Here is a 25,757-nt window from a genome sequence, read left to right on the forward strand (position 1 = left end):
GTTGATGAAATTGAAAGAGCAGCCTCAACGGGCTGCTCTTTTTTCATTGCGGTCGGTCTTTGGTGTTCTGGATCATCCACATGAGCCCAGAACCGCAGATATCGACGCGATGCCTGCGGTCTGACCTGTGGTGAACCTCGCTCAGTTCTGGCGAACGACAGGTTTGCCTGAAAACACGGTGTCATCCACTTTGACGACAACGCGCCCGTCGGGCATCGTTTTGACAAAGGTTCCCTGTACAGAAATGCAGGACCCGAGTGTGATTGTGCGCAGCATATGCTCTCCCCCCAGAAAGATATGACAACATTAGTCGCTGGATTTGGAATTTCCAGTAAATTGTTAACCTCAAGTTGACAATAAATACCGAAATGGAAACAGTCGGTGCCCTGTTTTCACAGCCAGTCGCGCAGGATCGGGATCAACGGGATGTCAGCTTCGGGCATGGGATAGGTCTTGAGGTCGTTTGCACGCACCCATTTCAACTGCTGACCTTCGTTGGACATCGGCGAGCCTTCCCATTTGCGACATGCAAAAAGCGGCATCAGCAGGTGGAAATCATCATAGCTGTGGCTGGCGAAGGTCAGAGGGGCAAGGCAGCTTTCCCAGGTATCGATCCCCAGCTCTTCCTGCAATTCCCGGATGAGTGCGGCTTCGGGGGTTTCACCGTCCTCGACTTTACCGCCAGGGAATTCCCACAGGCCCGCCATGGATTTCCCTTCGGGGCGCTGCGCCAGCAGGACGCGGCCATCCACGTCGATCAGCGCAACGGCTGACACAAGCACCATCTTCATGACCGATAGTCCGCGTTGATTTCGATGTAGCCATGGGTCAGATCGCAGGTCCAGACGGTCGACGCGCCCGTGCCCATGCCCAGATCGACACCGATGCGGATGTCGGTGCCTTTCATATGCGCGGCTGCATCCGCCTCGGCATAGCCGGGGCTGACGAAGCCCTTGGTCGCGACTTCAATATCGCCGAACCGGATCGACAGCAGGTCGCGGTCAGCAGGTGCGCCGGACTTCCCGACAGCCATGACCACGCGGCCCCAATTTGGGTCTTCGCCGGCGATGGCCGTTTTGATCAGGGGCGAGTTTGCAATGGCCATGGCGTGGGTCTTTGCATCTGCGTTTGTAGTGGCACCGGTCACGTTGATCTCAACGAATTTTGTCGCACCTTCGCCGTCTTTGACAACCTGATGGGCGAGGTTCTGCATGACGCCATGAAGGGCGGCCTCAAATGCGGCATTGCCGTCAACCGAAACGCCGGATGCGCCGGTGGCTGCAACCAGCAACGTGTCGGAGGTTGAGGTGTCACTGTCCACCGTGATGCTGTTGAACGTGCGATCCGCGTGACGTGTCACCATGGCTTGCAGCGCGTTCTGGGATGCGACGGCGTCGGTGAAGATATAGACCAGCATCGTCGCCATATTCGGCGCGATCATGCCCGACCCCTTTGCAATCCCGGCGATAGAGACTGTTTTGCCATCAATTTCCACCAGCGCCATCGCGCCTTTGGGGAAGGTATCGGTGGTCATGATCGCCTGGGCGGCCGCCTCGATTTGATCGGGGTTTTGATCCTGGTGAAGCCTGTCCAGCACTGCGGTGATGCGCTCTGCGGGAAGCGGTTCTCCGATCACGCCGGTGGAGGAGGTGAAGACCCGCCCCTGTTCCACACCGCATGTTTGGGCAACCGCAGCCGTAATCGCCTCCACCGCCGCAACGCCGCCTTTGCCGGTGAAGGCATTTGCGTTGCCAGAGTTCACAAGGATCGCCGCAGCGCCGTCCGACGGGCCGCCAAGTTTGGCCTGACAATCAAGAACGGGTGCTGCGCGGGTGGATGACTTGGTGAATACCCCAGCCACTGTCGTGCCGGGTGCCAGAAGCGCCAGCATCACATCGGTGCGCCCTTGATACTTCACCCCCGCCGCCATGGTGGCAAAGGTCACGCCATCAATGACGGGCAGGTCTGGAAAGGCCGCCGGGGCCAGCGGAGAGACTTTGGTGATTGTCGCCAAGGAAGGTTACTCCAGCAGTTCGAGGTCTTTGAGGATCGCGGGGTCGAGCCCTTCGGCACCGCTGCGGTCCACGTCTGCGGCGGCGGTGACGTCCTCAATGGTGGTCTGGACGCGGGTCTGGCGCAATTGAAGTTCCAGTTCCTCCCGCACGCTTTCAAGCGAAGGCGCTTCGGTTTTGCGGGTCTCGTTCAGTTTGATCACATGCCAGCCAAACTGTGTCTGTACGGGATCAGAGACGGCACCCGGCTCCATCGCGACGACGGCTGCTTCAAATGAGGGGACCATCATGCCCTTGCCAAACCACCCCAGCGACCCGCCACCGGGGCCGGAAGGGCCAGTGGATTTCTCCCGTGCGAGGGCTGCGAAATCGGCACCACTGTCAAGTTCCTCTTTCAGGGCAATTGCGGCTTCCTCTGTCTCCACCAGAATGTGGGATGCGTTGTATTCCTCACCGGCTTCGGCATTGGCGTATTGTTCGTCGTAGGCCGCCTGAACGTCGTCTTCGGACAGGGGAGAGGCCATGTTCCGTTCAATCACTTCGCCGGCCGTCAGGGAGCGCAGTTCATTCTCAATCGACAGGCTGACGCGGGCGGGCAGATCGCCCTCATAGCTGTCAGCGAGCGCCGCCTGCTGGACCAGCTGATCCAGAATACCGGTGAACAACACTTCGTCAGGCAGTTGGCGGTATTGTTCGGGCAGGCTGGCGCGCGCGATGATCATGTGGCCGAGGGTAATCTCCGTGTCGTTCACAATTGCGACAACCTGATCAATGGATGGTTTGTCCTGCGCGGTCGCAGGCAGGCTCAACGCCGCTGAAATGACAACAGAGGCGAGAAAAGTGAGGGGTTTTTGCATGGATTGTCCTATCGTTCACCCTGCTCGGGGGCTGCTACATTGACAGTGTTTCTTGCGGCGCCTACATCGGCTGCAAGGCGCGGAAGAACCGCGCAATCCCCCTCTATCTATGGGGTGACACCGCGCTCGGCAAGCAGATCGGCGTCGGAACAAACACATTCGGCTGGAGAGTACATGCTGGGTATCGGAACAATCGCCAAAAAGGTATTTGGCACAGCCAACGACCGAAAAATCAAAGCCACGCGCCCGCTGGTGGCAAAGATCAACGCGCTGGAGCCGGAGATCGAAAAGCTGTCCGACGAAGGGCTGAAAGAAAAAACCGCCGATCTGAAACAGCGCGCTCAAAGCGGCACCAGCCTTGATGATCTGCTGCCAGAGGCCTTTGCCGCCTGTCGCGAAGCGGCGCGGCGGACGCTGGGCATTCGCGCTTTTGACACGCAGATGCTGGCGGCGATCTTTCTGCATCAGGGCAACATCTCTGAACAGAAAACGGGTGAGGGCAAGACGCTGACCGCCGCACTTGCGGCCTATCTCAATGCCCTGACCGGCAAAGGCGTTCATATCGTCACCGTGAACGAATACCTCGTGCAACGGGACGCGGATTGGATGGGCAAGGTGTTTGCAGCGCTTGGCATGACCACCGGTGCGGCCATCTCAATGATGCCGGAAGAGGAAAAGCGCGCGGCCTATGAGTGTGACATCACCTATGCCACCAACAACGAGCTTGGGTTCGACTATCTGCGCGACAACATGAAGTCGAACCTGGGTGAGATCCTGCAAAAGCACCACAACTTCGCCATCGTGGACGAAGTGGACAGCATCCTGATTGATGAGGCGCGGACGCCGCTGATCATCTCGGGCCCCGCGCAGGACCGCTCGGACATGTATCTGACCATCGACAAACTGATCCCCTCCTTGCAGGACGATCATTTTGAGCTGGACGAAAAGACCCGCAATGTGACCTTCACAGATGACGGGAACGAGTTTCTGGAAGAGCAGCTGCGCGCCCGTGAGATGATCGAAGAGGGTCAGTCGCTCTATGATCCTGAAAGCACGACCATCGTGCACCACGTCAATCAGGGCCTGCGCGCGCACAAGCTGTTTACCAAGGACAAGGATTACATTGTCCGCGACGGTGAGATCATGCTGATCGACGAATTCACTGGCCGCATGATGCAGGGCCGTCGTTTGTCGGACGGGTTGCATCAGGCGATTGAGGCCAAGGAAGGCGTGAAGATCCAGCCGGAGAACGTCACGCTCGCCTCCGTCACTTTCCAGAACTACTTCCGTCTTTATGACAAGCTGGCCGGCATGACCGGCACCGCGCTGACAGAGGCTGAGGAATTCATGCAGATCTACGGTCTGGGTGTTGTCGAAGTGCCGACAAACCTGCCGATCGCGCGTGAAGACGAAGACGACGCGGTCTACCGCACGGCGGGTGAGAAATACGATGCGATGATCGAAAAGGTGGCGGAGGCCCATGAGAAGGGTCAGCCCTGCCTTGTCGGGACCACATCCATTGAGAAGTCCGAGCAGCTGAGCCAGATGCTGACGACAGCGGGCATCACACACAACGTCCTGAACGCCCGCCAGCACGAGAAAGAAGCGCAGATCATCGCGGACGCGGGCAAGCTGGGCGCGGTCACCATCGCGACCAACATGGCGGGCCGGGGGACAGACATTCAGCTGGGCGGCAATGTCGAGATGAAAGTGCTTGAGGCGATCAGCGCCGATCCCGAAGCGGACCCTGCGGAAGTACGCGCCCGCATCGAAGCAGAACACGCCGATGAAAAGAAGCAGGTTCTGGCGGCAGGCGGCTTGTATGTCCTCGCCTCCGAACGTCACGAAAGCCGCCGGATCGACAACCAGCTGCGCGGCCGTTCAGGCCGTCAGGGGGATCCGGGGCGAACCTCTTTCTTCTTGTCGCTCGAAGACGATCTGATGCGGATTTTCGGGTCTGAACGGCTTGAAAAAGTGCTCAAGACCCTTGGTCTGAAGGAAGGCGAAGCGATTGTGCACCCGTGGGTGAACAAATCGCTGGAGCGGGCACAGGCGAAAGTCGAAGGCCGCAACTTCGACATCCGCAAACAGCTTCTGAAATACGACGACGTGATGAACGAGCAGCGCAAAGTTATCTTTGGGCAACGCCGCGACATCATGGAAGCCGAGGACCTGAGCGAGATCATCACTGACATGCGCCATCAGGTGATCGACGATCTGATCGACACCTACATGCCGCCCAAGACCTATGCCGACCAATGGGACACGCAGGGTTTCTATGCCGCAGTGATCGAGCAGTTGAACATCGACGTGCCGGTCATTGCCTGGTGTGAAGAGGACGGTGTGGATGATGAGATTATCCGCGAACGTCTGATTGAGGCGACCGACAAGATGATGGCCGAGAAGGTCGAAGGCTTTGGCCCGGAGAACATGCGGCTGATCGAAAAGCAGCTGCTGTTGCAGACCATCGACGCCAAGTGGCGTGAACACCTTGTCACGCTGGAGCATCTGCGATCCGTCGTCGGCTTCCGTGGTTATGCGCAACGCGATCCACTGAACGAATACAAGAACGAGAGCTTCCAGCTGTTTGAGGTCATGCTTGACAGTTTGCGGCAGGATGTGACGCAGAAACTGGGTCAGGCGCAGCCGATGACCGAGGAAGAGCGTAAAGCCATGATGGAGGAAATCGCCGCCCGTCAGGCCGCGATGCAACAGGCCATCGATGATGCGGCAGCACCTGCTCCGGCCCCCACGGCCGATGCGGCTGAAGGCTTTGTTGAGGATGATCCGAGCACATGGGGCAACCCCGGACGCAATGATCCCTGTCCTTGCGGCTCAGGAAAGAAATTCAAACACTGCCACGGGCGGCTGGTCTAACCCCCGCTGACACGGCAGCTTTTGACGTTTGGAAAGGGCGATTGACCGGCAGGTCGCCGCCCTTTCGCCATATTCCGTCCTCTGATCCGTCATATCCAAGCCCAGATTGTCCTGCATCAAGGCGGTAATTGATTCCGCGGAAGGGACAAACCGATGGCACGGACAAGGGAAATACTGACTGTAGCGGGCACACTTGCATGTGCTGCGGGCATTGGTTTCGTCATGCAGAATTCCGATGTTGCGGAAAAGCGATATGGCAAAACTACGGAAGAGACTGGGGCGGTCATCGGTGCATCCGTTTCCGACGCGATCCTTGATGTGCAAGAGATCAAGCTGACTTCAGCTGAGATCGCCGCAGCTCCCAAACTGCCCGAGCCCGACGCAGAGGTGACCACCGCAAGCGCACCGCAAAGCCAGCTGAGCGAGCTTGATGTGCCGGCGCTGGCGCAGACTGTGGATCCTGTGAAACCGGCTTGTGAGATCACGGTCAATGCCCGTCCTGTGGCCGCCGCCATGGTGGATTTGCAGATGACGGCTGCGTGTTTCCCGAACGAGCGTGTGACCGTGCACCACAACGGGATGATCTTTACTGAAACCACCTCTGACGCGGGTGTGGTCTCCCTGACAGTGCCAGCGCTGTCCGAGGATGCCGTGTTCATCTTTGCCTTCTCCAATGGGGATGGCGCCGTTGCACAGACCACTGTGGAAGAGCTGAACGGGTATGACCGTGCGGTATTGCAGTGGAAAGGCAATGCCGGGTTTGAAATCCATGCCCGCGAATTTGGCGCGGACTATGGTGAACCGGGCCACCTGTGGCATGGCGCACCGGGCGACATCTCCACGGCTGTGTCCGGCAAGGGGGGCGTGCTGACCCAGCATGGCGATCAGGAAGCAGCGGATCCATTCCTCGCAGAAGTATATACCTTCCCGCGTGATGCAGAAGGGCTGTCGGGGGACATTGCATTGAGCGTGGAAACCGAAGTGACCCAAGCCAACTGCGGCGTTGAAATTGAAGCCCAATCACTGGAAGTCCAGCAGGACGGGCAGATCAAAACCCAGAATCTGACCTTGCCGGTTCCCGCTTGTGATGCGGTTGGCAGCTTTCTTGTGTTGAATAATCTGCTGCAAGACCTGAAAGTCGCATCAAGGTAACGCAACGGTCGGGGTCATATGGGTAACCTGAAACGTGCGGCGATCTTCGCCGCACTTTTTGTTATTACAGGTCTGCACGCACTGGCGCAGGATGTCACGCTGACGTCCCGCGATGGCAAGGTCGAATTGATCGGCACGCTTCTGGGGTTTGATGGCGAATTCTACCGCTTGCAGACGGAGTATGGCGAACTCACCGTTGATGGTTCTGGCGTGAATTGCGAGGGACCCGGCTGCCCGAATCTACAGGATTTTGTGGCGGAGGTGATGCTGTCCGGCTCTGCCACAATGGGGGCGGTGTTGATGCCCGCGCTGATCGATGCCTTTGCGCTGCGCAATGGATACAAGGTCAGCCGTGAGACCTATGACGCGACCCAGTTTGCCTATGTGCTGACCCGGGCGGATACGGGCAAGACCGCCGCCCGCTTTGATTTCCGTGCCACCAATACCGACGAAGGCTTTGCCGATCTGCTGGCGGATGAGGCGGATATTGTGCTGGCTTTGAGAGAGGTCCGGCGCGAGGAACGGATCAATGCGCGCGATGCCGGGATGGGGGATCTGACCGGGGCCAACCGCAGCCGCGTGCTGGCGCTGGATGCAGTGGTGCCGGTGGTATCGGCGAGCAATCCGATCAAGGCGATCTCTCCGCTTGATCTGGCGCGTGTGTTTGCGGGGCTGGTCACCAATTGGCAGGATCTGGGCGGGCCGGATGCGCCGATTGATCTGCATTTGCCGACCCCTTCCAGCGGGCTGTCCCAGGCGATTGTGGATCAGGTGATGACCCCGGCGAAGCTGGACTTTGCCGAAGGGATCACCCGCCACGCCTTGCCCGCGCAGATCGCGGAAGCCGTGGCACGGGACACATTTGCGCTGGGCATCACGTCCTATGCGGAGCGGCGCGGGACGCAGGTTTTGACGCTGGGCGGGACCTGCGGGTTCTTTCTGGATGCCGCACGGCGGACCATCAAGACGGAAGATTATCCACTGACCGCACCGATGTTTCTTTATGTGCCGGCACGGCGTTTGCCCTTGATTGCAAGGGAATTTTTGGCCTTCACGCGAGAGCCTGCGGCGCAGAATGTGATCCGGCGGGCGGGGTTCGTGGACCAGACGCCGGAGGAGATTCCGGTGGACGAACAGGGCAATCGGTTTGCCAATGCAATCACGGTGGCGGGGGGCGAAACCTCCCTTGAGGAATTGCAACGGATGACGGCGACGCTGACCCCGATGGCGCGGCTGACAACCAGTTACCGGTTTGAGACCGGGTCGATCCGGCTGGATGCGCAGTCCCGGTCGAACGTGCAGCAATTGGCCCGTGCGTTGGAACAGGGGCAGTACGACGCGCGGCAGTTGATGTTCGTGGGGTTCAGCGATGGCGAGGGGGCGGCGAAGGCCAACCGGGACATCGCGTTGCGGCGGGCACAAGCCGTGCAGCGCGCGGTGAGTGCGGCGGCGGTGACCGCGAATATGGAGCGGGTCGATGTGCGGGTGGACGCCTTTGGAGAGGCGATGCCGATGGCCTGTGATGACACCGCATGGGGCCGTCAGGTGAACCGGCGGGTTGAGGTTTGGGTCAGATAAACCCATCCGCGCGGAAGCTGAGTTCGGTCGATTTTCCGATGATCAGATGGTCATGCAGGGTGAGGCCAAGCGCGTCGCAGGCGGCGGCGATCTGGTGGGTCATGTCGATGTCGGCCTGCGACGGGGTGGGATCACCGGAAGGGTGATTGTGTACTAAAATCAACGCACTGGCGTTCAATTCAAGCGCGCGTTTGGCGACCTCGCGCGGGTAGACGGGGACGTGGTCGACGGTGCCTTTGGCCTGTTCTTCGTCCGCGATGAGGACGTTCTTACGGTCGAGGTAGAGCACGCGAAAGCACTCCGTCTCCCGATGGGCCATGGCGGTGTGGCAATAGTCGATCAGCGCGTCCCAGCTGGAGACGACGTGCTGCTGCATGACGCGGGCGCGGGCCATGCGCTGGGCGGCGGCCTCAACAATTTTGAGTTCAATAACAACAGCATCGCCCACGCCGGAGAGGTCACGCAGGCGGGCTTCTGATGCGGAAATCACGCGGTTGAAATCGCCGAAGCGGTCCATCAGGGCGCGCGCCAGAGGCTTCACATCGCGGCGGGGGATGGCGCGGAAAAGGACGAGTTCGAGGAGTTCATAGTCAGGCATGGCCGCCGCCCCGCCGGCCATGAAACGGGCGCGCAGACGTTGGCGGTGGTCCTTGATGTAGGACGGCTGTTTGTCCGGGATCGGTGCTGCGTGCGGGGCTTCATCCAGCAAGAAGGGGAGGGCGGAATCGCTGAAGGTGCTCATGGGATGAGGGTGGTGGATCGTGGTTACGGAAGGGTTAACAGATTTCGGGTGGGACGTGAAAAGGGGGATGCCAGGTGGGTTGTTACCTGTGCACAGGCTGTACACAACCTGTACACCGGCAGCGCGCGTTGGGGTGGCAACGGGGGTTAACGGTTAACAAAGCATGAAAAAGGCGACGCGGGGGTGCGTCGCCTTTTGGGTGTTGGGTTGTGTGATTTCCGGGGCGCCTCCCGGTGAGTCGTCTTACCGGGGCTCCGCCCGTGAACGACACAAAACCTCCACTGGAGGTTTTGCCGGGCAAAGCCCGGTCAGTCGTCTTGCCGGGGCTCCGCCCGTGAATTGCACAAATGCGCCACTGGAGCATTTGCCCGGCAAAGCCGGGACAGCAATTCACCCCTTCATCGAATCCCAGAAACTCTTCACGCTGGAGAAGAAATCCTTGCTCTCTGGATTGTTCTCCGAGGACAGCTCTTCAAATTCGCGCAGCAGTTCTTTTTGCTTTGACGTCAGGTTCACGGGCGTCTCAACGGCCAGTTCGATGATCATGTCACCAATGCCACCGCCACGCAGGGGTGGCATGCCTTTGCCGCGCAGGCGCATCTGGCGGCCGGATTGGCTGCCGCCGGGGATTTGCACGCGGCCACGGCCACCGTCGATGGTGGGCACTTCGATGGTGCCGCCCAGCGCTGCGGTGCTCATGGAGACGGGCACGCGGCAGAAAAGGTTCGGACCGTCGCGGTCGAAGAGTTCGTGATCGGCCACTTCGATGAAGATGTAGAGATCACCGGAGGGACCGCCGCGCATGCCCGCTTCGCCTTCGCCCGCGAGACGGATGCGGGTGCCGGTTTCGACCCCTTGGGGAATGTTCACGCTGAGCGCGCGGTCTTTATCCACGCGGCCCGCACCCCGGCAGGTGTTGCAGGGGTTCTTGACCGTCTGACCCAGACCCGAACAGGTGGGGCAGGTGCGTTCAACCGTGAAGAAACCCTGTTGTGCACGCACTTTGCCCATGCCGGAACAGGTCGGGCATGTGGTGGGTTCCGCACCGCCTTCGGCCCCGGTGCCAGAGCAGCTGCCGCAGGCGATGGAGGTGGGGACGTTGATGGATTTTTGCAGTCCAGCGTAGGCTTCCTCAAGCGAAATGCGCAGGTTGTAGCGCAGGTCAGAGCCACGTGCGGCACGGCGTCCACCGCCCTGCCCACCACCGCGCTGGCCCATGAAGTCACCAAACAGGTCGTCGAAGACGTCGGAGAAGGCAGAGGAGAAGTCCCCCTGTCCGCCGCCAAAACCACCGCCGGGACGTCCGCCGCCCATGCCACCTTCAAAGGCGGCATGACCATAGCGGTCGTAGGCGGCTTTCTTGTCGCCGTCCTTGAGCACCTCGTAGGCCTCGTTGGCTTCCTTGAACTGAGCTTCGGCTTTGGGATTGTCGGCGTTGCGGTCGGGGTGAAGCTCTTTCGCCTTGCCGCGATAGGCTTTCTTGATCTCATCCGCTGAGGCCCCTTTGGCGACGCCAAGGATCTCATAATAGTCACGTTTTGCCATACACTTACCCTCTTGCGGGAACGTGAAGGGCCGGCCCGTTTTTCAGGCCGGCCCAATCAGGGTTCCGCATGCGCGCTTAGGCGCGCTTGTCGTCGTCCAGATCTTCGAACTCGGCATCGACGATGTCGTCGTCCGGGCCACCGGCGTCCTGAGGGGCGTCTGTGGCTTCGGCCATGTCTTCGCTTTCCTCGGCGGAGGCCTTGTAGATCGCCTCACCCAGTTTCATGGCCGCTTCGGTCACGTTCTGGATGCCGGATTTGATCTTCTCGGCGTTGTCTGTTTCCAGATCATCGTTGAGGGCCGCGATGGCCAGTTCGATGGCTTCGATCGTGGTCGGATCGACCTTGTCCTTATGCTCTTCCATGGATTTCTCCGTGGAGTGGATAAGGCTTTCGGCCTGGTTGCGGGCATCGACCAATTCGCGACGCTCCTTGTCCGCCTCGGCGTTCTCCTCGGCGTCCTTGACCATCTTTTCGATGTCCTCGTCCGACAGACCGCCGGACGCCTGGATGGTGATCTTCTGCTCCTTGCCGGTGCCTTTGTCCAAGGCGCCGACAGACACGATGCCGTTGGCGTCGATGTCGAAGGTCACTTCGATCTGGGGCATGCCACGGGGGGCAGGCGGGATGTTTTCGAGGTTGAAGGCACCGAGGATCTTGTTGTCGGTCGCCATCTCACGCTCCCCCTGGAAGACCCGGATGGTTACCGCGTTCTGGTTGTCTTCGGCAGTTGAGAAGACCTGAGACTTCTTTGTGGGGATCGTGGTGTTGCGGTCGATCAGGCGTGTGAACACGCCGCCAAGGGTTTCGATGCCCAAGGAAAGCGGTGTCACGTCCAAGAGGACCACGTCCTTGACGTCGCCTTGCAGAACACCGGCCTGGATCGCGGCACCGAGGGCCACAACTTCGTCAGGGTTCACACCCTTGTGGGGTTCCTTGCCGAAGAATTTGGTCACTTCCTCGATCACTTTGGGCATACGGGTCATACCGCCGACCAACACGACTTCGTCGATGTCGGAAGCGGAGAGGCCTGCATCCTTCAGGGCAGCCGCGCAGGGCTTCATGGAGGCTTTGATCAGGTCACCGACGAGGCTTTCCAGCTTGGCGCGGGTCAGCTTCATCACCATGTGCAGCGGCGAGCCGTCCTTGCCCATGGAGATAAACGGCTGGTTGATCTCTGTCTGGGTGGAGGAGGACAGTTCGATCTTGGCTTTTTCAGCGGCTTCCTTGAGGCGCTGGAGGGCCATCTTGTCTTTGGTCAGATCGACGCCATGCTCTTTCTTGAACTCATCCCCGAGGTAGTTGACGATGCGCATGTCGAAGTCTTCACCACCCAGGAACGTGTCACCGTTGGTGGATTTCACTTCGAAGAGGCCATCGTCGATCTCAAGAATGGTCACGTCGAATGTACCGCCGCCAAGGTCATAGACCGCGATGGTTTGCGTGTTTTCCTTGTCGAGGCCATAGGCGAGGGCCGCCGCGGTTGGTTCGTTGATGATGCGGAGCACTTCGAGGCCCGCGATCTTGCCCGCGTCCTTGGTCGCCTGACGCTGGGCGTCGTTGAAGTAGGCGGGGACGGTGATGACCGCTTGGGTCACTTCTTCGCCAAGGTAGCTTTCAGCGGTTTCTTTCATCTTGCCGAGGATGAAGGCGGAGATTTGGCTGGGCGAGTATTTCTCACCCTTGGCTTCGACCCATGCGTCGCCGTTGCCGCCGTCAATCACGTTGAAGGGCAGGTTCTTCTTGTCCTTGGCCAGATCCGCATCGTCATTGCGACGGCCGATCAGGCGCTTGACGCCGAAGATGGTGTTGTCGGGGTTGGTGACGGCCTGGCGTTTTGCCGGCTGGCCTACAAGGCGCTCGTCATCGGTGAAGGCCACGATGGATGGTGTGGTACGCGCGCCTTCGGCGTTCTCAATCACGCGCGGCTGGCTGCCGTCCATGATGGCGATACAGGAGTTTGTCGTACCAAGGTCAATGCCGATTACTTTGGACATAATTTCGATCCCTCTTTTATCTTAAGGCGATGTCACGAAGCTGTGGCCCGTTTTGGCACCAAGGCTCCGATTGGGTGAGGCCGAAAGCGGCTGCTGTTCGGCGGTTCGTCGGGTATATAAGGAGCGGATATGGCCCCTGCAACCTGTCGGAGGGGGGCAAAACAGGGAATCTGTGAGGATTTTGCCGATCCGGGGGAAGAATATCACGCTATGGCGGTTTTGAAGGTCAGGGGATTCGACGTTTACAAGGGTTTGCTGGACGGGGCGGCGCAGGCGCAGATGGTTGCGGCGGTCCGTGAGGTGGTGCGCGTGGCACCGCTGTTTCAGCCGGATACGCCCTATGGGAAGCCGATGTCGGTGCGGCTGACGGCGGCGGGGCAGTATGGGTGGTATTCGGATCGGAAGGGCTATCGCTATGTGGCGGCGCATCCCAGCGGGCGGCCCTGGCCCGCGATCCCGCCGGAGGTGTTGGCGGTGTGGGACCGGGTCACGGGGCTGGCGCGAAGGCCGGAGTGTTGTTTGATCAACTACTACGGGGAGGGCGCGAAGATGGGGCTGCATCAGGACCGCGACGAGGCGGATTTCCAGTGGCCGGTTGTGTCAATCTCGCTGGGGGATGATGCGCTGTTTCGGATCGGGAACACCACGCGCGGCGGCAAGACGGAGAGTGTGTGGTTGCAGTCAGGGGACGTGGTGGTGATGGGCGGGGCGGCTCGGTTGACGTATCATGGGGTGGACCGGGTGCGCGCGGGGTCGTCGCGGGTGCTGGAAAAGGGGGGGCGGATTAATTTGACGCTGCGGGTGGTGGGGTAGGTGGGGGGGGTGGTTGGAGGTTAAGTATTCTGGATGCCGGGCCTTGCGTGAGTGGCGGCAAAGCGCAGGGAGTGGATTTTGCAGAGTCGCGCGGCCAGCTCCCATCCAATCCAGAAATCGCACCGGATTTGTGCACCATTTTTGGGAAACGTCGGACAAACTGCCAAAGCAATTGTCCGACGCGCAGCTTACTTCCGTTTGATTGTCTCGACCACATGCGTAGACTTTTTCGTCTGTGCTTTCTTAACAGTGGTGAAACGACCGGTTCTGGCACTGCGGCCAACTTTGAAAGATTTCTTAGCCATGGTGATTTCCTCGTAGGCATGAAGTTCAGGTCGAGGGGCGACATGTCGCCCGTCTGTTTCTCAATTTTGTGTTAGCCTACTCTGGTACCAGAATGGGCCACGCACGCAGCCCAAACGCTTTCGCGTAGAGCCGGTTGCCAGATTTCGGGCACGTCCGCCAAGGGCGAAAAACGTACCGATATCCGGGCGGTGGGGTGAACGAACGTCTTGTCATTTCACCGTCCTCCGTCGGGGCGTATGTTGCTTTATGACCCAAAATCCGCTAAACGCAGCCTTGTTAGGAGACTGATTTGGCTTTCGGGAGGCTCTGCATCGTCAAGCCCCGGTTAGCACGATACAGAATTCGTTTGGAGGCTCAGGGTGCAACCTGAGCCTTCTCTCGTTTGTCATACTGATAAAACTGCCTTTGCTCGATAGTAGTCTTTAGCCAAAAGCGCACATTGATGTGCCATCTCTGAATTTATATTATATTTCTCAGATACTTCTAGAATTTCAGGAGACTTCCGGAGCTTTGAAACTGGAACATGTAGAGCATAGCAAAACATGTCCGCTTCTTCCTCCAAGTCAGCGTTCTCGGTGTTGACCTTTGACCAGTCCTTGGCACGATCAACCCCACGATTGTGCGCAACACGCTTGTTTGTACTGCCTTCACAGCCTCGGTTTCGCGCGGCAATTCTCAATTTATGGTTTTGTCTGAAGACGTGGCCAAATTCGTGGCCGAGGCTTTCTGACGCTCTGAAGAAATCTTCCCCGTGAGCCGCGTGGCCTTCAACGATCGCCTCAAAAACCCATTCACGCAGGAATATTTCGCGGCCTTCTCTAAAGTCGCAAAAGGCTTCAAGACTGCCGTCAATCGGTTTTCCCTGCAAGTCGAGGAAGTGCCGGTCGTCTGCAGTCCAGTTTCCGTATTTCGGAAGCTCAAACTGCAATATGCTCGACAAGCATACTGGGGCGTCCGAACAAGAAACCCGTGATCGAAGTTCACTAGCGGAATCGACTATCTCAACCAACGTGTTGTGGTCTGAGATTCGCTTAGGACGATCATCCCTAAGCCCTTGATAAGGCAGTGTTGGAAATGGTTGCAGCAAGATTTCTTATCCCTTCTGCAAGCTTCTTTTAAAGGCCACAACTTTGCGTGCTTCTTCTTCGTTCCGTGGGCGAATTGTGATCTTACTTTGGCTAATATCGCTAAAGAACCGCAGTTGCTCGGCATCACGTTCGGACAAACCGAATGTTTGGATTGATTTGTCCACAAACTCCGAGGTTGGCGGACGGCTTCCATTAAGCACCCTTGCTATTAGAGCTGCTGATACCTGCATCTGTTCTGCAATCACCTTGAAGGTCATACGGCGATCACGAGCCAAATCCTCAAATTTTCGGGCAAAGGCAGATTTTTCTATCGACATGAGTGTTCTCCCGCTTTGGGGGACATTTATTGACAGTTTACGTAAACTGTCAATACCTGATATTGAATAACCTACAACAAATTGGGGTGCGGCGGGTCGCTTATACCACTACTATGGCCTTGCCTTGACCAGATCACGCATAAGCCCTTGTACGTTCAATCGAGATACACAACGAATATCTCCTTCAGGCTGACAGCTGTCATCAGACGCAAAGGAGATCCAGCGCGCCTTCGTTTGCACGGCGTCAATCCACCAACTGGCGCTTCAACCTACCGCCGCGCATTCCAGCTGAGCGACGCATGCTTGCGCGTATAGAACTCCCCCATCAGCCCCAGCATAATAAACACCGCGCCCAGCCAGAACGCATATTCCCAAGACGAATACTTCGGCACGTAGTTGATGAACGCAAACCCGCGGGCCTGGTCGATGCAGTGGAACAGCGGGTTCCAGTCGAACATGTTCAGCATGAAGCTGGGCAGGGTGTTGGCCACGAACATCTTGCCCGAGGCGATCATGTTCGCCCGCTGGTAGACCGTCTGGAAGATACCGACCACCGCAGGGAACCAGGGTTTCAGCGCCAGCATCACCAGTCCCAGCGCGCAGCCCGTGCCCCAGGCCAGCAGCAGCATGGAATAGGCTTGAATGGGTTGTTCGATCTCTACCGGGTTCCAGGCGACGTGGTAGATGAACAGGATCACGAACAGCGACAGCGTCTGTACGTAGAGGCAGCCAAGCGCGGCCGAGCAGATGGAGATGATGGTGTTCATCGGCGCGTGCTGCATCATCGGGCTGGAGGGGCCTTCGGACCCGGCAACAGCGCCCAGCGCCTTGATGTGGGTCATGTAGAGGAACACGCCGGACATCAGGTAGATCAGGAAATCCCCGCGCAGGCCTGCGCTGCGGGCGCCCAGAAGGCTGAACATTGCATAGAAGGCCGCCACGAACATGACGGCCTGCAACATATTCAGCAGGATCGCCACAAGGGCGTTCCGGTGCTGGCTGCGGATTGAGCGGACCACGTTGTGGTAGATCAGCTCAAACATGGTCATGGCGGAGGAAAGTGGGCCTCGCCGTCTTGGGGTCGCTTGGAACATGGCGGCTGCCTTATGCTGCGAAATCTCTGCCTATAACGGAATTCTTGCTGATCCGTTTTCACGCAAGCATAAGGGGAAGAAGTTGCGCAATCAACAAAAGGCAAGGATCACGGGCACGATGGACTATGAAAAACTGGTGAGTGTGATGCGGCGGTTGTCGCTGGAAGCAGGCGACAAGATCATGGAGATCTATGGCCGCGATGATTTTGAGGTCACATCCAAGTCGGATGACAGTCCGGTGACGGCTGCGGACAAGGCGGCAGATGAGATCATTTCAGCCGGGTTGCGGGCGGCGTTTCCCGAGGTGATGCTGGTGACGGAGGAGCAATCGGCCACCCATGAGGCCCGCGGCGATACCTTTCTGATTGTCGATCCGCTCGACGGCACCAAGGAGTTCATTCACCGGCGGGGTGATTTCACGGTGAACATTGCGCTGGTCGAAGGGGGCGTGCCGACACGGGGGATTGTTTATGCGCCGGCCAAGGACCGGATGTTCTTCACCCGCGCGGATGGTGCATCGGTTGAGGAAGCGGGCCCGTTTGACAAGGACCAATTGGGTGCGTGTTCTCAGATCCGGGTTGCGGAGGCGGAGAATGATGCGCTGATGGTTGTGGCCTCCAAATCGCATCGGGATCAGGCGACGGATGACTACATTGGCAAGTATGGTGTCAAGGATATGACCAGCGCGGGGTCGTCGCTGAAGTTCTGTCTGGTGGCGACGGGGGAGGCGGATTTGTACCCCCGTCTGGGCCGCACGATGGAGTGGGACACGGCAGCCGGGCATGCGGTGTTGAACGGTGCGGGAGGGGCCGTGGTCCGGTTTGATGATCACAGCCCCCTCACCTACGGGAAGGCGGATTTTGCCAATCCGTTCTTTATCGCCCATGCGCCCAGCGTTGCGTTGAAGTCCGCCTGATGTCGGTTCTGATTGTCATCCCCGCCCGCTATGCGTCGTCGCGCTATCCCGGCAAGCCTTTGGCGGCACTGACCGGGTCCAGCGGTGTGGCGCGCAGTTTGATCGAACGGTCCTGGCTTGCGGCCAGCGACGTGCAGGGTGTGGACCGGGTTGTGGTGGCGACTGACGACAATCGCATCAAGGAGGCGTCGGAGGCGTTTGGGGCGGAGGTTGTGATGACCTCAACCACCTGCCGGAATGGGACCGAGCGTTGTGCAGAGGCGCATGAGGTGTTGGGCGGCGGGTATGAGATTGTTGTGAACCTGCAAGGGGATGCGCCGCTGACCCCGCATTGGTTTGTGGAGGGTTTGGTGGAGGGGTTGCGCGCGGCCCCGAAGGCGGAGATCGCGACACCGGTGCTGCGCTGTGATGGTGCGGCGTTGAACGGCTTGCTGGCGGATCGAAAGGCGGGCCGTGTGGGCGGCACCACGGCGGTGTTCGATGTGGATCATCATGCGATGTATTTCTCCAAGGAGGTCGTGCCCTTTACCTCCGAGGTTTATGGCGATGGCGATGCAACGCCGGTGTTTCACCATGTCGGGGTCTATGCCTACCGTCCAGATGCCCTTGCGGCTTACACAAGCTGGCCCACGGGACCGTTGGAAACGCTGGAAGGGTTGGAGCAGTTGCGGTTCATGGAGAACGGGCGGAACGTGCTGTGTGTCGAGGTCGAAGCACGTGGCCGGGCGTTCTGGGAGCTCAACAACCCCGAAGACGTGCCGAAGATCGAGGCGATGATGCAGCAGATGGGATTGGCGTAACCCCTTGTCCACAGGCAGGTTACCGCTCGCATTTCTGTGCAATGTGCCGGTGATCATGAAGCTGCCACAAAAAGGGTGAAAAATCGCGCAATTGTCACCCTGTTGTGGGGTCCGACCCCTGCTATCCCTGTTTGTGAGGTGTTTGATTCGATTGGGAATTGGGTGCTGTGGGGGGGAGGGTCGAAGGTCTTGCAAGGCTGATCGGCGGCATCCGCGCTCCACCGTGTCCGGAGGGCGGATCGGGGCCGAATGTGACCGCGCTGTCCAACAGTGCGGATTGAGTGAAACGTAGTTTTGTGCGAAAGCCGCCGGTATAAGGTTCAGCAGAGCCAATTATTCATGAAGCTGTGCTAGTATGCAGTGTGTTTGTAACGCGTGACCGGGGCGATTTGAGTGAGCGAAGGAAGACCATGCCTAAGAAAGTGACAAAAGCGATTTTTCCGGTGGCCGGAATGGGGACGCGGTTCTTGCCTGCGACCAAATCGGTGCCAAAGGAAATCATGACGTTGGTTGATCGTCCTTTGATCCAATATGCCATTGATGAAGCCCGCGCGGCAGGTATCAAGGAGTTCATCTTTGTCACCTCACGCGGGAAGGGGGCGTTGGAGGATTACTTTGATCACGCGCCCACGCTGGAGCAGGAATTGCGCAAGAAGGGCAAGACCGAGCTGCTGGAGACCCTGCGGAACACCAACATGGAAAGTGGCGCGATTGCCTATATCCGGCAGCATCGCGCGCTGGGGCTGGGCCATGCGGTCTGGTGTGCCCGGCGGCTGATCGCGAATGAGCCGTTTGCGGTGATCCTGCCCGATGACGTGATCGCAGCGGAGAAGCCCTGTTTGCAGCAGATGGTCGAAGCCTACAGCGAAACCGGCGGCAACATGGTCGCCGCGATGGAAGTGCCAGCGGAGAAAGCGTCCTCTTACGGGATGCTGGATGTGGCAGAGAATATGGGCCAGATGGTCAAGGTGAAGGGCATGGTGGAAAAGCCGAAGTCCGAAGACGCGCCTTCCAATCTGGCGGTGATCGGGCGGTACATTCTGGCGCCGACGGTTTTGCAGAACCTCAACCAGATCAAATCCGGGTCCGGCGGGGAGATCCAGCTGACCGATGCGATTGCCAATGAGATTGAGCAGGATCGCAATGTCTATGGCTACCGGTTTGAAGGGCAGCGGTTCGATTGCGGCTCTAAATCAGGGTTTTTGCAGGCGACTGTGGCCTTTGGTCTGGCGCGTCCGGACCTGCGGGATGATCTGAGCGCCTATCTGGAGAGCATCTCTCCGGCGAGTAAAGCGGCGCAGTAACGTTTTTGGAATCAACGCCTATGCAACATGTTTTGGTGACAGGTGGCGCGGGCTATATCGGTTCGCATGCCTGCAAGGCGTTGGCAGCGGCGGGGTTTGTGCCCGTCACATTCGACAATCTGGTGACCGGCTGGCAGGACGCGGTGAAGTTCGGCCCGTTTGAGCAGGGCGACCTGTTGGACCGCGCGCGGCTGGATGACGTGTTTGCGCAATATCAGCCGGTTGCGGTGATGCACTTTGCAGCACTTTCCCAGGTTGGGGAGAGCATGGCGGAGCCGGGGCTCTACTGGCGCAACAACGTGCAGGGGTCGCTGACGCTGATTGAAGCGGCAGTGGCGGCGGGGTGCATGCAGTTCGTCTTTTCCTCCACCTGCGCGACCTATGGCGATCAGGACAATGTGGTGCTGGATGAGACGTCAGAGCAGCATCCGATCAATGCCTATGGCGCCTCCAAACGCGCCATCGAAGACATTCTGCGCGACTTTGAAGCGGCCCACGGCCTGCGGCATGTGATTTTCCGGTATTTCAACGTCGCGGGTGCGGACCCCGAAGGCGAGGTGGGGGAGTTCCACCAGCCGGAGACGCATCTGGTGCCGCTGATGCTGGATGCGATTGAGGGCAAGCGCGATGCGCTGACGATTTACGGCACAGATTACGACACGCCGGATGGCACCTGCATCCGCGATTATGTGCATGTCTGCGATCTGGTGGATGCGCATGTGCTGGGGCTGAAGTGGCTGGCAGATGGCAAGGCCAGCCGGGTGTTCAACCTGGGCACGGGCAGTGGGTTCTCCGTGCGCGAAGTGCTGGATCACAGCCGTGAGGTGACGAACAAGCCCGTGCCGCATGTGGAAGGGTCGAGGCGTGCGGGGGATTGCACCAAGCTGGTGTCGGGATCCCAGCGCGCCGTGGATGAGTTGGGTTGGCAACCGCATCGGTCGACCCTGCGGCAGATGATCACGGATGCGTGGCGGTGGCACCAGAACGGCCATTACGACAGATAACAGAGCCTGACACGGGGGGTTTCGCATGACCAACGCCAGCCCACTGGCCCGCTACAAGCTGCGCCTGCGGCGCAAGCGGATGCTGTGGCGGGGGTTTCGCAGCAGGCGTGCACTGACGGAGGTGGCGAACCGGACAGCGGCGATCAAACCCGGTGAAATTCTGCTGTTTGCCTGCCTGCGGAACGAGGCGCTGCGCCTGCCGTATTTTCTGGAGTATTATCGGGCGCTGGGTGTGTCGCAGTTTTTGATTGTTGAAAATGACAGTGACGATGGCACCCGCGAGATGCTGGCGGATGCGACGGACGTATCGCTGTGGACCACGCCTGCCAGCTACAAGGCATCGCGGTTCGGGATGGATTGGCTGACGTGGTTGTTGCGCAGATACGGGCATGGGCACTGGACGGTGACGGCGGATGCGGATGAGCTGTTGGTGTACCCCGATCATGATACCCGAGATCTGCGGGAGCTGACCGCCTGGATGGACCAGCGCGGGCAGGTGATGATGGGGGCGTTCATGTTGGACATGTATCCCAAGGGCCCGCCGGATGATCAGGAGTATCACGCGGGCCAAGACCCCTGCGAGGTGCTGCAATGGTTTGATGCCTATGGATATTGGGTGCAGCGGCAGCCGAAGATGGGGAACCTGTGGCTTCAGGGCGGGCCGCGCGCGCGGTGTTTCTTTGCGGATGAACCAGACCGGGCACCGACGTTGAACAAGATCCCGCTGGTCAAATGGCACCGCAGTTATGCTTACGTCAATTCAACGCATAACGCCTTGCCTGCCTGGTTGAACGCCACGTTTGACGAAGGCGGGGTGGAGAAGGTGAACGGTGTTTTACTGCACACGAAGTTCCTGCCCGGCACCGCTGATCGGGCCAGAATGGAGCACGGCAGGCGGGAGCATTTTTACAATGCGGATCTCTATGATGGTTACTATACCGCGCTGGCGGAGAACCCTGATCTTTGGTGCACAAACTCCACATTGTACACAGGGTGGAAACAATTGGAGGCGTTGCGTTTGATGTCGCGCGGTGGATGGTGAGTCCGTTACGCACCGTCCCCTTTAATATTTCTTTAATTATTTGCGGCATCGCCCTATTTGAGCAATAAAATATCAATAATCTGCATATAAGCAGAACAACGGGCCGTTTTGTGGGGGAGATGTCCGGGGATGACCCGATGCAGCTTTCCGGAAGGCGGACAGGAAAGGCAGACGATTGGGCGTTTTGGGATCTTACCGTATGCGATTGGCGCGCAAGCGTCTGCGTGTGCGTGCGTATCGCAAAAGTCTGCAACTGCGTTGTGTTGTTGACCGCACATCGCAGGTCAAGGAAGGCGATCTGCTGCTGTTCTCAACACAGCGGAATGAGCAGATCCGGTTGCCCTATTTCCTGCAATACTACCGCGATATGGGCGTGACTCATTTTTTCATCGTGGACAACGACAGCGATGATGACACCCAGGATTACCTGATGGACCAGCCCGATGTGTCGCTGTGGCACACCAAGGGCAGCTACAAGCGGTCACGGTTCGGGGTGGATTGGCTGAACCATCTGCAAAGCAAATATGCCCATGGGCATTGGTGCGTGGTGGTCGATCCTGATGAATTCCTGCTGTACCCGTTCTGTGACACCCGGCCCCTGCGTGCGCTGACCGACTGGCTGGACAGTTGTTCGATCCGGGCGTTCTCCGCGATGTTGCTGGACATGTACCCCAAGGGCGGATTGAACGATCAGCCCTATGTCGCGGGGCAGAACCCGTTTGAGATCGCCAGTTGGTTTGACAGTGGCAATTACACCATCTCGCGGAACTACCATCACTGGAACCTGTGGATACAGGGGGGATGCCGCAGCCGCGTCTTCTTTCCCGATCAGCCGGAGCGCGCACCTGCGTTGAACAAGGTGCCCTTGGTGAAATGGGACCGGCGCTACACTTATGTGAATTCGACCCATATGTTGCTGCCGCGCGGGTTGAACCTGGTTTACGACGAATGGGGCGGAGAGAAAGCATCGGGCATTCTGATGCACGCGAAGTTTCTCGATACCTTCGGGGCGAAGGCGCAGGAGGAGCTGGCGCGGAGCCAGCATTATGCGGCGTCGGCTGAGTACAAGGCCTATGCGACCCAGCTGAAGGAAAATCCTGAGATCTGGTGCAAGTGGTCTGAACGCTACATCAACTGGCGGCAGCTGGAGATTCTGGGGCTGATGTCCAAAGGGAACTGGGCGTGAGCGTTGGCATTGTCATGCTGGTGCACACGGCCTTTGGCCGTGCCGAACAATCAGCACGGCATTGGGCAGCGGCGGGATGCCCTGTCGTGATCCACGTCGACAAGGCCGTGCCGCGTGTCAGGTATGACGCTTTCGTTGCCGCTTTGGCGGATGTGCCGGACCTCAAGTTCAGCAAACGGTATCGCTGCGAATGGGGAACCTGGGGGATTGTGGCGGCGTCACAAGCCGCGTCAGAGTTGATGTTGAACAGTTTCGCGGATGTTCAGCATGTCTATCTGGCCTCCGGGTCCTGTCTGCCGTTGCGGCCGGTTGAGGAACTGATTGAGTATCTTGCGGACCGCCCGAATGTCGATTTCATCGAAAGTGCGACCACCTCCGAAGTGCCCTGGACCGTGGGTGGTCTGGATATGGAGCGGTTCACGCTGCGCTTCCCGTTTTCGTGGCGGCGCAACAGGTATCTGTTTGACAGATACGTGGCCTTGCAGCGCAGGCTTAAGGTCAAACGCAAGGTGCCCAACGATCTGGAACCGCATATGGGGTCGCAATGGTGGTGCCTGTCCCGGCGCACCCTGTCGTCGATCCTGAAAGACCCGGACCGGATGGTCTATGAGCGGTATTTCAAGCGGGTGTGGATCCCGGACGAATCCTATTTCCAGACGTTGTCGCGGCAATATGCCGTCAAGATCGAGAGCCGGTCGCTGACCCTGTCGAAGTTCGATTTTCAGGGCAAGCCGCATATTTTCTATGATGATCATTTGCAGCTTCTGCGCCGGTCGGATTGTTTCGTCGCGCGCAAGATCTGGCCCCATGCGGACCGGCTCTATGAGGCGTTTCTGACCGATGCCGCGGGCGCGATGAAGAAAACAGAGCCTAATCCGGGGAAAATCGACCGGATCTTCTCCAAGGCGGTGGAGCGGCGCATCAGGGGCCGTGCGGGCCTGTATATGCAGAGCCGCTTTCCCAATGAGGATTGGGAGAACGGCGTGACAGCGGCGCCTTATTCGATGTTTCAGGGCTTTACCGAGCTGTTTGAGGATTTCGAGACATGGCTGGCGCGGGCAACAGGTGCGCGTGTGCACGGGCATCTTTTTGCGCCCGACCGGGTGGAGTTTGCCGAGGGGCAGAGTGCGATCAACGGGGCATTGTCCGACAGCCCGACCTTGCGCGATTATAACCCGGAGGCGTTTCTGACCAACCTCATCTGGAACACACGCGGGGAGCGGCAGTGTTTTCAGTTTGGCCCGGATGACAATCAGCGCATCAACTGGCGGGTGGCCAAGGATCCCAACGCGCAGATTTCGGTGATCACCGGGGCCTGGGCCATTCCGCTGTTCAAGTCGAATTTCAACTTTGCTGACATCCGTTCTATCGCGGCGCAGCTTCAGAAGAACGAAAGCGACCACATGGATGTGCTGCGCTCAACCTATGCCAAGGCGCGCATTCGCATCTGGACCATGGCGGAATTTATCGAAGCGCCGATGGAGCCGTTGCAGGGCATTCTGGATGAGATTGGCCGCACCAAGCTGCGCCGCCTGTCAGAAGCGCCGCGCATGGTGGATCTGTCGGGCTTTGGTCAGTTCTTGCAGAACCTCAAGAACCAGGGGATGCACCCCTATATGATGGGCGATTTCCCGGTTGAGCACGGCTTTGAGACGCCGCAGGAAAAACCCCGTAAACCCTATTTGGTGAGATGACATGACCGGCGCTTTTCAAAGCTTCGTGGTCTTTGCGGAGATGCGCACGGGCTCCAATTTTCTTGAAACCAACCTGAATGCCTTTGACGGCATTGCCTGCCATGGGGAGGCGTTCAACCCGCATTTCATTGGGTACCCGAACAACGAACCGATCCTTGGTGTGGATCTGGCGACGCGGGACAAGGACCCGCTTGCGCTGTTGCGGGCCGTGCAGGAGGATGCGATGCAGTTGAGCGGGTTTCGGTATTTCCACGACCATGATCCACGGGTGTTTGACGCGATCATAGAGGATCGCAGCTGCGCCAAGATCGTGCTGACCCGCAATCCGGTGGAAAGCTATGTTAGCTGGAAGATCGCCAAGGAAACCGGGCAGTGGAAGCTGACAGACATGAAGGCGCACAAGGCTGCGCAGGCGCGGTTCAATGCGCGGGAGTTCGAGCGGCATCTGGATGACTTGCAGCAGTTTCAGATCACCTTGCTGAACCGGTTGCAGACCGCCGGGCAGACCGCATTTTATGTGGCCTATGAAGACCTGCAAAGCGTTGAGGTGATGAACGGTCTGGCGCGGTATCTGGGTGTCGATGCGACCCTGGAAGGGTTGGATCAGAAGCTGAAAAAGCAAAACCCCAGCCCGATCTCGGCCAAGGTCAGCAACTATGAAGAGATGTTGATGGCGCTGGGCCGGCTGGACCGGTTTGACCTGACCCGCACGCCGAATTTCGAGCCACGCCGGGGGCCGAATGTGCCGTCCTATGTGGCGGCGGCAAAATCGGGGCTGTTGTATTTGCCGTTGCGGTCGGGTCCGATGGCGCAGGTGACGGCGTGGATGGCAGCGGTGGATGGTGTGGACGAAGATGCGCTGCTGACCAAGATGAACCAGAAAGACCTGCGCCAGTGGAAACGGCAGCATCCGGGGCATCGGAGCTTTACCGTGCTGAGGCATCCGGTGGCACGGGCGCATGATGCGTTTTGCAGGCATATCCTGAGCACGGGCAAGGGCAGCTATCTGCAACTGCGCAAGACTCTGATGCGGCGCTATGCGATGCCGCTGCCAGAGGATGGCCCGGATGCGGGGTATGATCCGGCGGCGCACCGGAAGGCCTTTGGTGCGTTTCTGGTGTTTCTGAAAGGGAATCTGCAAGGGCAGACGGCGATCCGGGTGGATCCGTCATGGTGCACGCAATCGCAGGCGATCACGGGATTTGGCGAATTGTCCCTGCCCGATCAGCTGGTCCGTGAAGATGAGATGGCAGCGGCTTTGCCCACGTTGGCGCGCGCTGCGGGATGTGACGGCGCCCCGGCTGTGCCAGAGGGCGGGGCAGAGGATGCGCCCTTTGCCCTAGCGGACATCTACGATGGTGAGATTGAGAAGCTGGCGCGCGATGCGTATCAGCGCGATTACATGAGCTTTGGGTTTTCTGACTGGGGGTGAGC

21 protein-coding genes are annotated in these 25,757 nt (G+C 58.9%); 12 read left to right on the plus strand and 9 right to left on the minus strand.

From position 1 onward, the window contains the following. Positions 1–392: 392 nt before the first annotated feature. Genes mutT through Q1A91_RS12205 form a run of 3 tightly spaced genes read right to left on the minus strand, consistent with a single transcriptional unit; the run spans position 393 to position 2,869 of the window. Entirely contained in the window at positions 393–791 is a 399-nt protein-coding gene (mutT, locus tag Q1A91_RS12195; RefSeq protein ID WP_299877384.1) for an 8-oxo-dGTP diphosphatase MutT, read from the minus strand. Beyond that, complete coding sequence (gene argJ, locus Q1A91_RS12200; RefSeq protein WP_299877387.1) at positions 788–2,014, minus strand: bifunctional glutamate N-acetyltransferase/amino-acid acetyltransferase ArgJ; 1,227 nt, start codon at positions 2,012–2,014, stop codon at positions 788–790. Before argJ ends, mutT begins: the two co-directional genes overlap by 4 nt. A gap of 6 nt (positions 2,015–2,020) precedes the next feature. Further along, positions 2,021–2,869, minus strand: a complete 849-nt coding sequence (locus Q1A91_RS12205; RefSeq protein ID WP_299877389.1) for a peptidylprolyl isomerase — start codon at positions 2,867–2,869, stop codon at positions 2,021–2,023. A gap of 174 nt (positions 2,870–3,043) precedes the next feature. Here Q1A91_RS12205 and secA point away from each other — a divergent pair, with 174 nt between their 5' ends. From secA to Q1A91_RS12220, 3 genes are all read left to right on the plus strand, one after another. Next, positions 3,044–5,746 (plus strand): preprotein translocase subunit SecA, encoded by a 2,703-nt coding sequence (gene secA, locus Q1A91_RS12210; RefSeq protein ID WP_299877392.1) that lies wholly within the window; start codon positions 3,044–3,046, stop codon positions 5,744–5,746. 222 nt (positions 5,747–5,968) lie between these two features. Beyond that, entirely contained in the window at positions 5,969–6,898 is a 930-nt protein-coding gene (locus Q1A91_RS12215) for a hypothetical protein (RefSeq protein WP_299877394.1), read from the plus strand. Positions 6,899–6,916: 18 nt separating this feature from the next. Continuing rightward, positions 6,917–8,476: a phosphate ABC transporter substrate-binding/OmpA family protein gene (locus Q1A91_RS12220; RefSeq protein ID WP_299877397.1), complete on the plus strand. Its 1,560-nt coding sequence runs from the start codon at positions 6,917–6,919 to the stop codon at positions 8,474–8,476. Here Q1A91_RS12220 and radC read toward each other — a convergent pair. The 3 genes from radC to dnaK all read right to left on the minus strand — a co-directional run bounded on the left by radC (position 8,469) and on the right by dnaK (position 12,759). Beyond that, positions 8,469–9,218 carry a DNA repair protein RadC gene (radC, locus tag Q1A91_RS12225; protein WP_299877400.1) on the minus strand — a complete coding sequence of 250 codons (750 nt, stop codon included), beginning with the start codon at positions 9,216–9,218 and terminating at the stop codon, positions 8,469–8,471. The genes Q1A91_RS12220 and radC overlap by 8 nt on opposite strands. A 390-nt stretch (positions 9,219–9,608) precedes the next feature. Next, positions 9,609–10,763: a molecular chaperone DnaJ gene (dnaJ, locus tag Q1A91_RS12230; protein WP_299877402.1), complete on the minus strand. Its 1,155-nt coding sequence runs from the start codon at positions 10,761–10,763 to the stop codon at positions 9,609–9,611. Positions 10,764–10,839: 76 nt separating this feature from the next. Beyond that, complete coding sequence (gene dnaK, locus Q1A91_RS12235) at positions 10,840–12,759, minus strand: molecular chaperone DnaK (protein ID WP_299877405.1); 1,920 nt, start codon at positions 12,757–12,759, stop codon at positions 10,840–10,842. A gap of 210 nt (positions 12,760–12,969) precedes the next feature. Between dnaK and Q1A91_RS12240 the strand changes: the two genes are divergently transcribed. After that, positions 12,970–13,572, plus strand: a complete 603-nt coding sequence (locus Q1A91_RS12240) for an alpha-ketoglutarate-dependent dioxygenase AlkB (protein ID WP_299877406.1) — start codon at positions 12,970–12,972, stop codon at positions 13,570–13,572. A gap of 691 nt (positions 13,573–14,263) precedes the next feature. Here the strand turns inward: Q1A91_RS12240 and Q1A91_RS12245 are convergent. The 3 genes from Q1A91_RS12245 to Q1A91_RS12255 form a co-directional block, all read right to left on the minus strand. Further along, positions 14,264–14,806 carry a hypothetical protein gene (locus tag Q1A91_RS12245; protein ID WP_299877409.1) on the minus strand — a complete coding sequence of 181 codons (543 nt, stop codon included), beginning with the start codon at positions 14,804–14,806 and terminating at the stop codon, positions 14,264–14,266. Positions 14,807–14,971: 165 nt separating this feature from the next. Then, a complete protein-coding gene (locus Q1A91_RS12250) occupies positions 14,972–15,283 on the minus strand; it encodes a helix-turn-helix domain-containing protein (RefSeq protein ID WP_299877412.1) in 312 nt (103 codons plus the stop codon). 269 nt (positions 15,284–15,552) lie between these two features. Next, positions 15,553–16,377, minus strand: coding sequence for an ABC transporter permease (locus tag Q1A91_RS12255; protein ID WP_299877415.1), 825 nt, complete (start codon positions 16,375–16,377; stop codon positions 15,553–15,555). A 118-nt stretch (positions 16,378–16,495) separates the two neighbouring features. Between Q1A91_RS12255 and cysQ the strand changes: the two genes are divergently transcribed. The 8 genes from cysQ to Q1A91_RS12295 all read left to right on the plus strand — a co-directional run bounded on the left by cysQ (position 16,496) and on the right by Q1A91_RS12295 (position 25,755). Next, positions 16,496–17,293: a 3'(2'),5'-bisphosphate nucleotidase CysQ gene (gene cysQ / locus Q1A91_RS12260; RefSeq protein WP_299877417.1), complete on the plus strand. Its 798-nt coding sequence runs from the start codon at positions 16,496–16,498 to the stop codon at positions 17,291–17,293. After that, on the plus strand, positions 17,293–18,093 hold the full coding sequence (locus Q1A91_RS12265) for a 3-deoxy-manno-octulosonate cytidylyltransferase (protein WP_299877419.1): 801 nt from the start codon (positions 17,293–17,295) through the stop codon (positions 18,091–18,093). Before cysQ ends, Q1A91_RS12265 begins: the two co-directional genes overlap by 1 nt. Positions 18,094–18,503: 410 nt before the next feature. Beyond that, entirely contained in the window at positions 18,504–19,397 is an 894-nt protein-coding gene (galU, locus tag Q1A91_RS12270) for a UTP--glucose-1-phosphate uridylyltransferase GalU (RefSeq protein WP_299877421.1), read from the plus strand. Positions 19,398–19,417: 20 nt separating this feature from the next. Beyond that, complete coding sequence (gene galE / locus Q1A91_RS12275; RefSeq protein WP_299877424.1) at positions 19,418–20,401, plus strand: UDP-glucose 4-epimerase GalE; 984 nt, start codon at positions 19,418–19,420, stop codon at positions 20,399–20,401. A gap of 25 nt (positions 20,402–20,426) precedes the next feature. Beyond that, a complete protein-coding gene (locus Q1A91_RS12280; RefSeq protein WP_299877426.1) occupies positions 20,427–21,443 on the plus strand; it encodes a glycosyltransferase family 2 protein in 1,017 nt (338 codons plus the stop codon). A 199-nt stretch (positions 21,444–21,642) separates the two neighbouring features. Further along, the gene (locus Q1A91_RS12285; RefSeq protein WP_299877429.1) at positions 21,643–22,629 is read left to right on the plus strand and encodes a glycosyltransferase family 2 protein; all 987 of its coding nucleotides are present in this window, start codon (positions 21,643–21,645) and stop codon (positions 22,627–22,629) included. Further along, positions 22,626–24,323, plus strand: a complete 1,698-nt coding sequence (locus tag Q1A91_RS12290) for a beta-1,6-N-acetylglucosaminyltransferase (RefSeq protein ID WP_299877432.1) — start codon at positions 22,626–22,628, stop codon at positions 24,321–24,323. Before Q1A91_RS12285 ends, Q1A91_RS12290 begins: the two co-directional genes overlap by 4 nt. Before the next feature lies 1 nt (position 24,324). After that, positions 24,325–25,755 carry a nodulation protein NodH gene (locus Q1A91_RS12295; RefSeq protein WP_299877434.1) on the plus strand — a complete coding sequence of 477 codons (1,431 nt, stop codon included), beginning with the start codon at positions 24,325–24,327 and terminating at the stop codon, positions 25,753–25,755. The last annotated feature ends 2 nt before the right edge of the window (positions 25,756–25,757 follow it).

It is taken from the genome of uncultured Sulfitobacter sp. (assembly GCF_947500075.1).
Classification (GTDB): Bacteria; Pseudomonadota; Alphaproteobacteria; order Rhodobacterales; family Rhodobacteraceae; genus Sulfitobacter.

Coding starts and splice junctions, on each gene's coding strand:
- Q1A91_RS12285 (WP_299877429.1), top strand. CDS start 21,643: ATGCGATTGGCGCGCAAGCGTCTGCGTGTGCGTGCGTATCGCAAAAGT.
- cysQ (WP_299877417.1), top strand. CDS start 16,496: ATGGACTATGAAAAACTGGTGAGTGTGATGCGGCGGTTGTCGCTGGAA.
- radC (WP_299877400.1), bottom strand. CDS start 9,218: ATGAGCACCTTCAGCGATTCCGCCCTCCCCTTCTTGCTGGATGAAGCC.
- secA (WP_299877392.1), top strand. CDS start 3,044: ATGCTGGGTATCGGAACAATCGCCAAAAAGGTATTTGGCACAGCCAAC.
- Q1A91_RS12280 (WP_299877426.1), top strand. CDS start 20,427: ATGACCAACGCCAGCCCACTGGCCCGCTACAAGCTGCGCCTGCGGCGC.
- Q1A91_RS12295 (WP_299877434.1), top strand. CDS start 24,325: ATGACCGGCGCTTTTCAAAGCTTCGTGGTCTTTGCGGAGATGCGCACG.
- Q1A91_RS12250 (WP_299877412.1), bottom strand. CDS start 15,283: ATGTCGATAGAAAAATCTGCCTTTGCCCGAAAATTTGAGGATTTGGCT.
- Q1A91_RS12265 (WP_299877419.1), top strand. CDS start 17,293: ATGTCGGTTCTGATTGTCATCCCCGCCCGCTATGCGTCGTCGCGCTAT.
- mutT (WP_299877384.1), bottom strand. CDS start 791: ATGAAGATGGTGCTTGTGTCAGCCGTTGCGCTGATCGACGTGGATGGC.
- Q1A91_RS12215 (WP_299877394.1), top strand. CDS start 5,969: ATGCAGAATTCCGATGTTGCGGAAAAGCGATATGGCAAAACTACGGAA.
- Q1A91_RS12255 (WP_299877415.1), bottom strand. CDS start 16,377: ATGTTCCAAGCGACCCCAAGACGGCGAGGCCCACTTTCCTCCGCCATG.
- Q1A91_RS12205 (WP_299877389.1), bottom strand. CDS start 2,869: ATGCAAAAACCCCTCACTTTTCTCGCCTCTGTTGTCATTTCAGCGGCG.
- Q1A91_RS12220 (WP_299877397.1), top strand. CDS start 6,917: ATGGGTAACCTGAAACGTGCGGCGATCTTCGCCGCACTTTTTGTTATT.
- galU (WP_299877421.1), top strand. CDS start 18,504: ATGCCTAAGAAAGTGACAAAAGCGATTTTTCCGGTGGCCGGAATGGGG.
- dnaK (WP_299877405.1), bottom strand. CDS start 12,759: ATGTCCAAAGTAATCGGCATTGACCTTGGTACGACAAACTCCTGTATC.
- dnaJ (WP_299877402.1), bottom strand. CDS start 10,763: ATGGCAAAACGTGACTATTATGAGATCCTTGGCGTCGCCAAAGGGGCC.
- galE (WP_299877424.1), top strand. CDS start 19,418: ATGCAACATGTTTTGGTGACAGGTGGCGCGGGCTATATCGGTTCGCAT.
- Q1A91_RS12240 (WP_299877406.1), top strand. CDS start 12,970: ATGGCGGTTTTGAAGGTCAGGGGATTCGACGTTTACAAGGGTTTGCTG.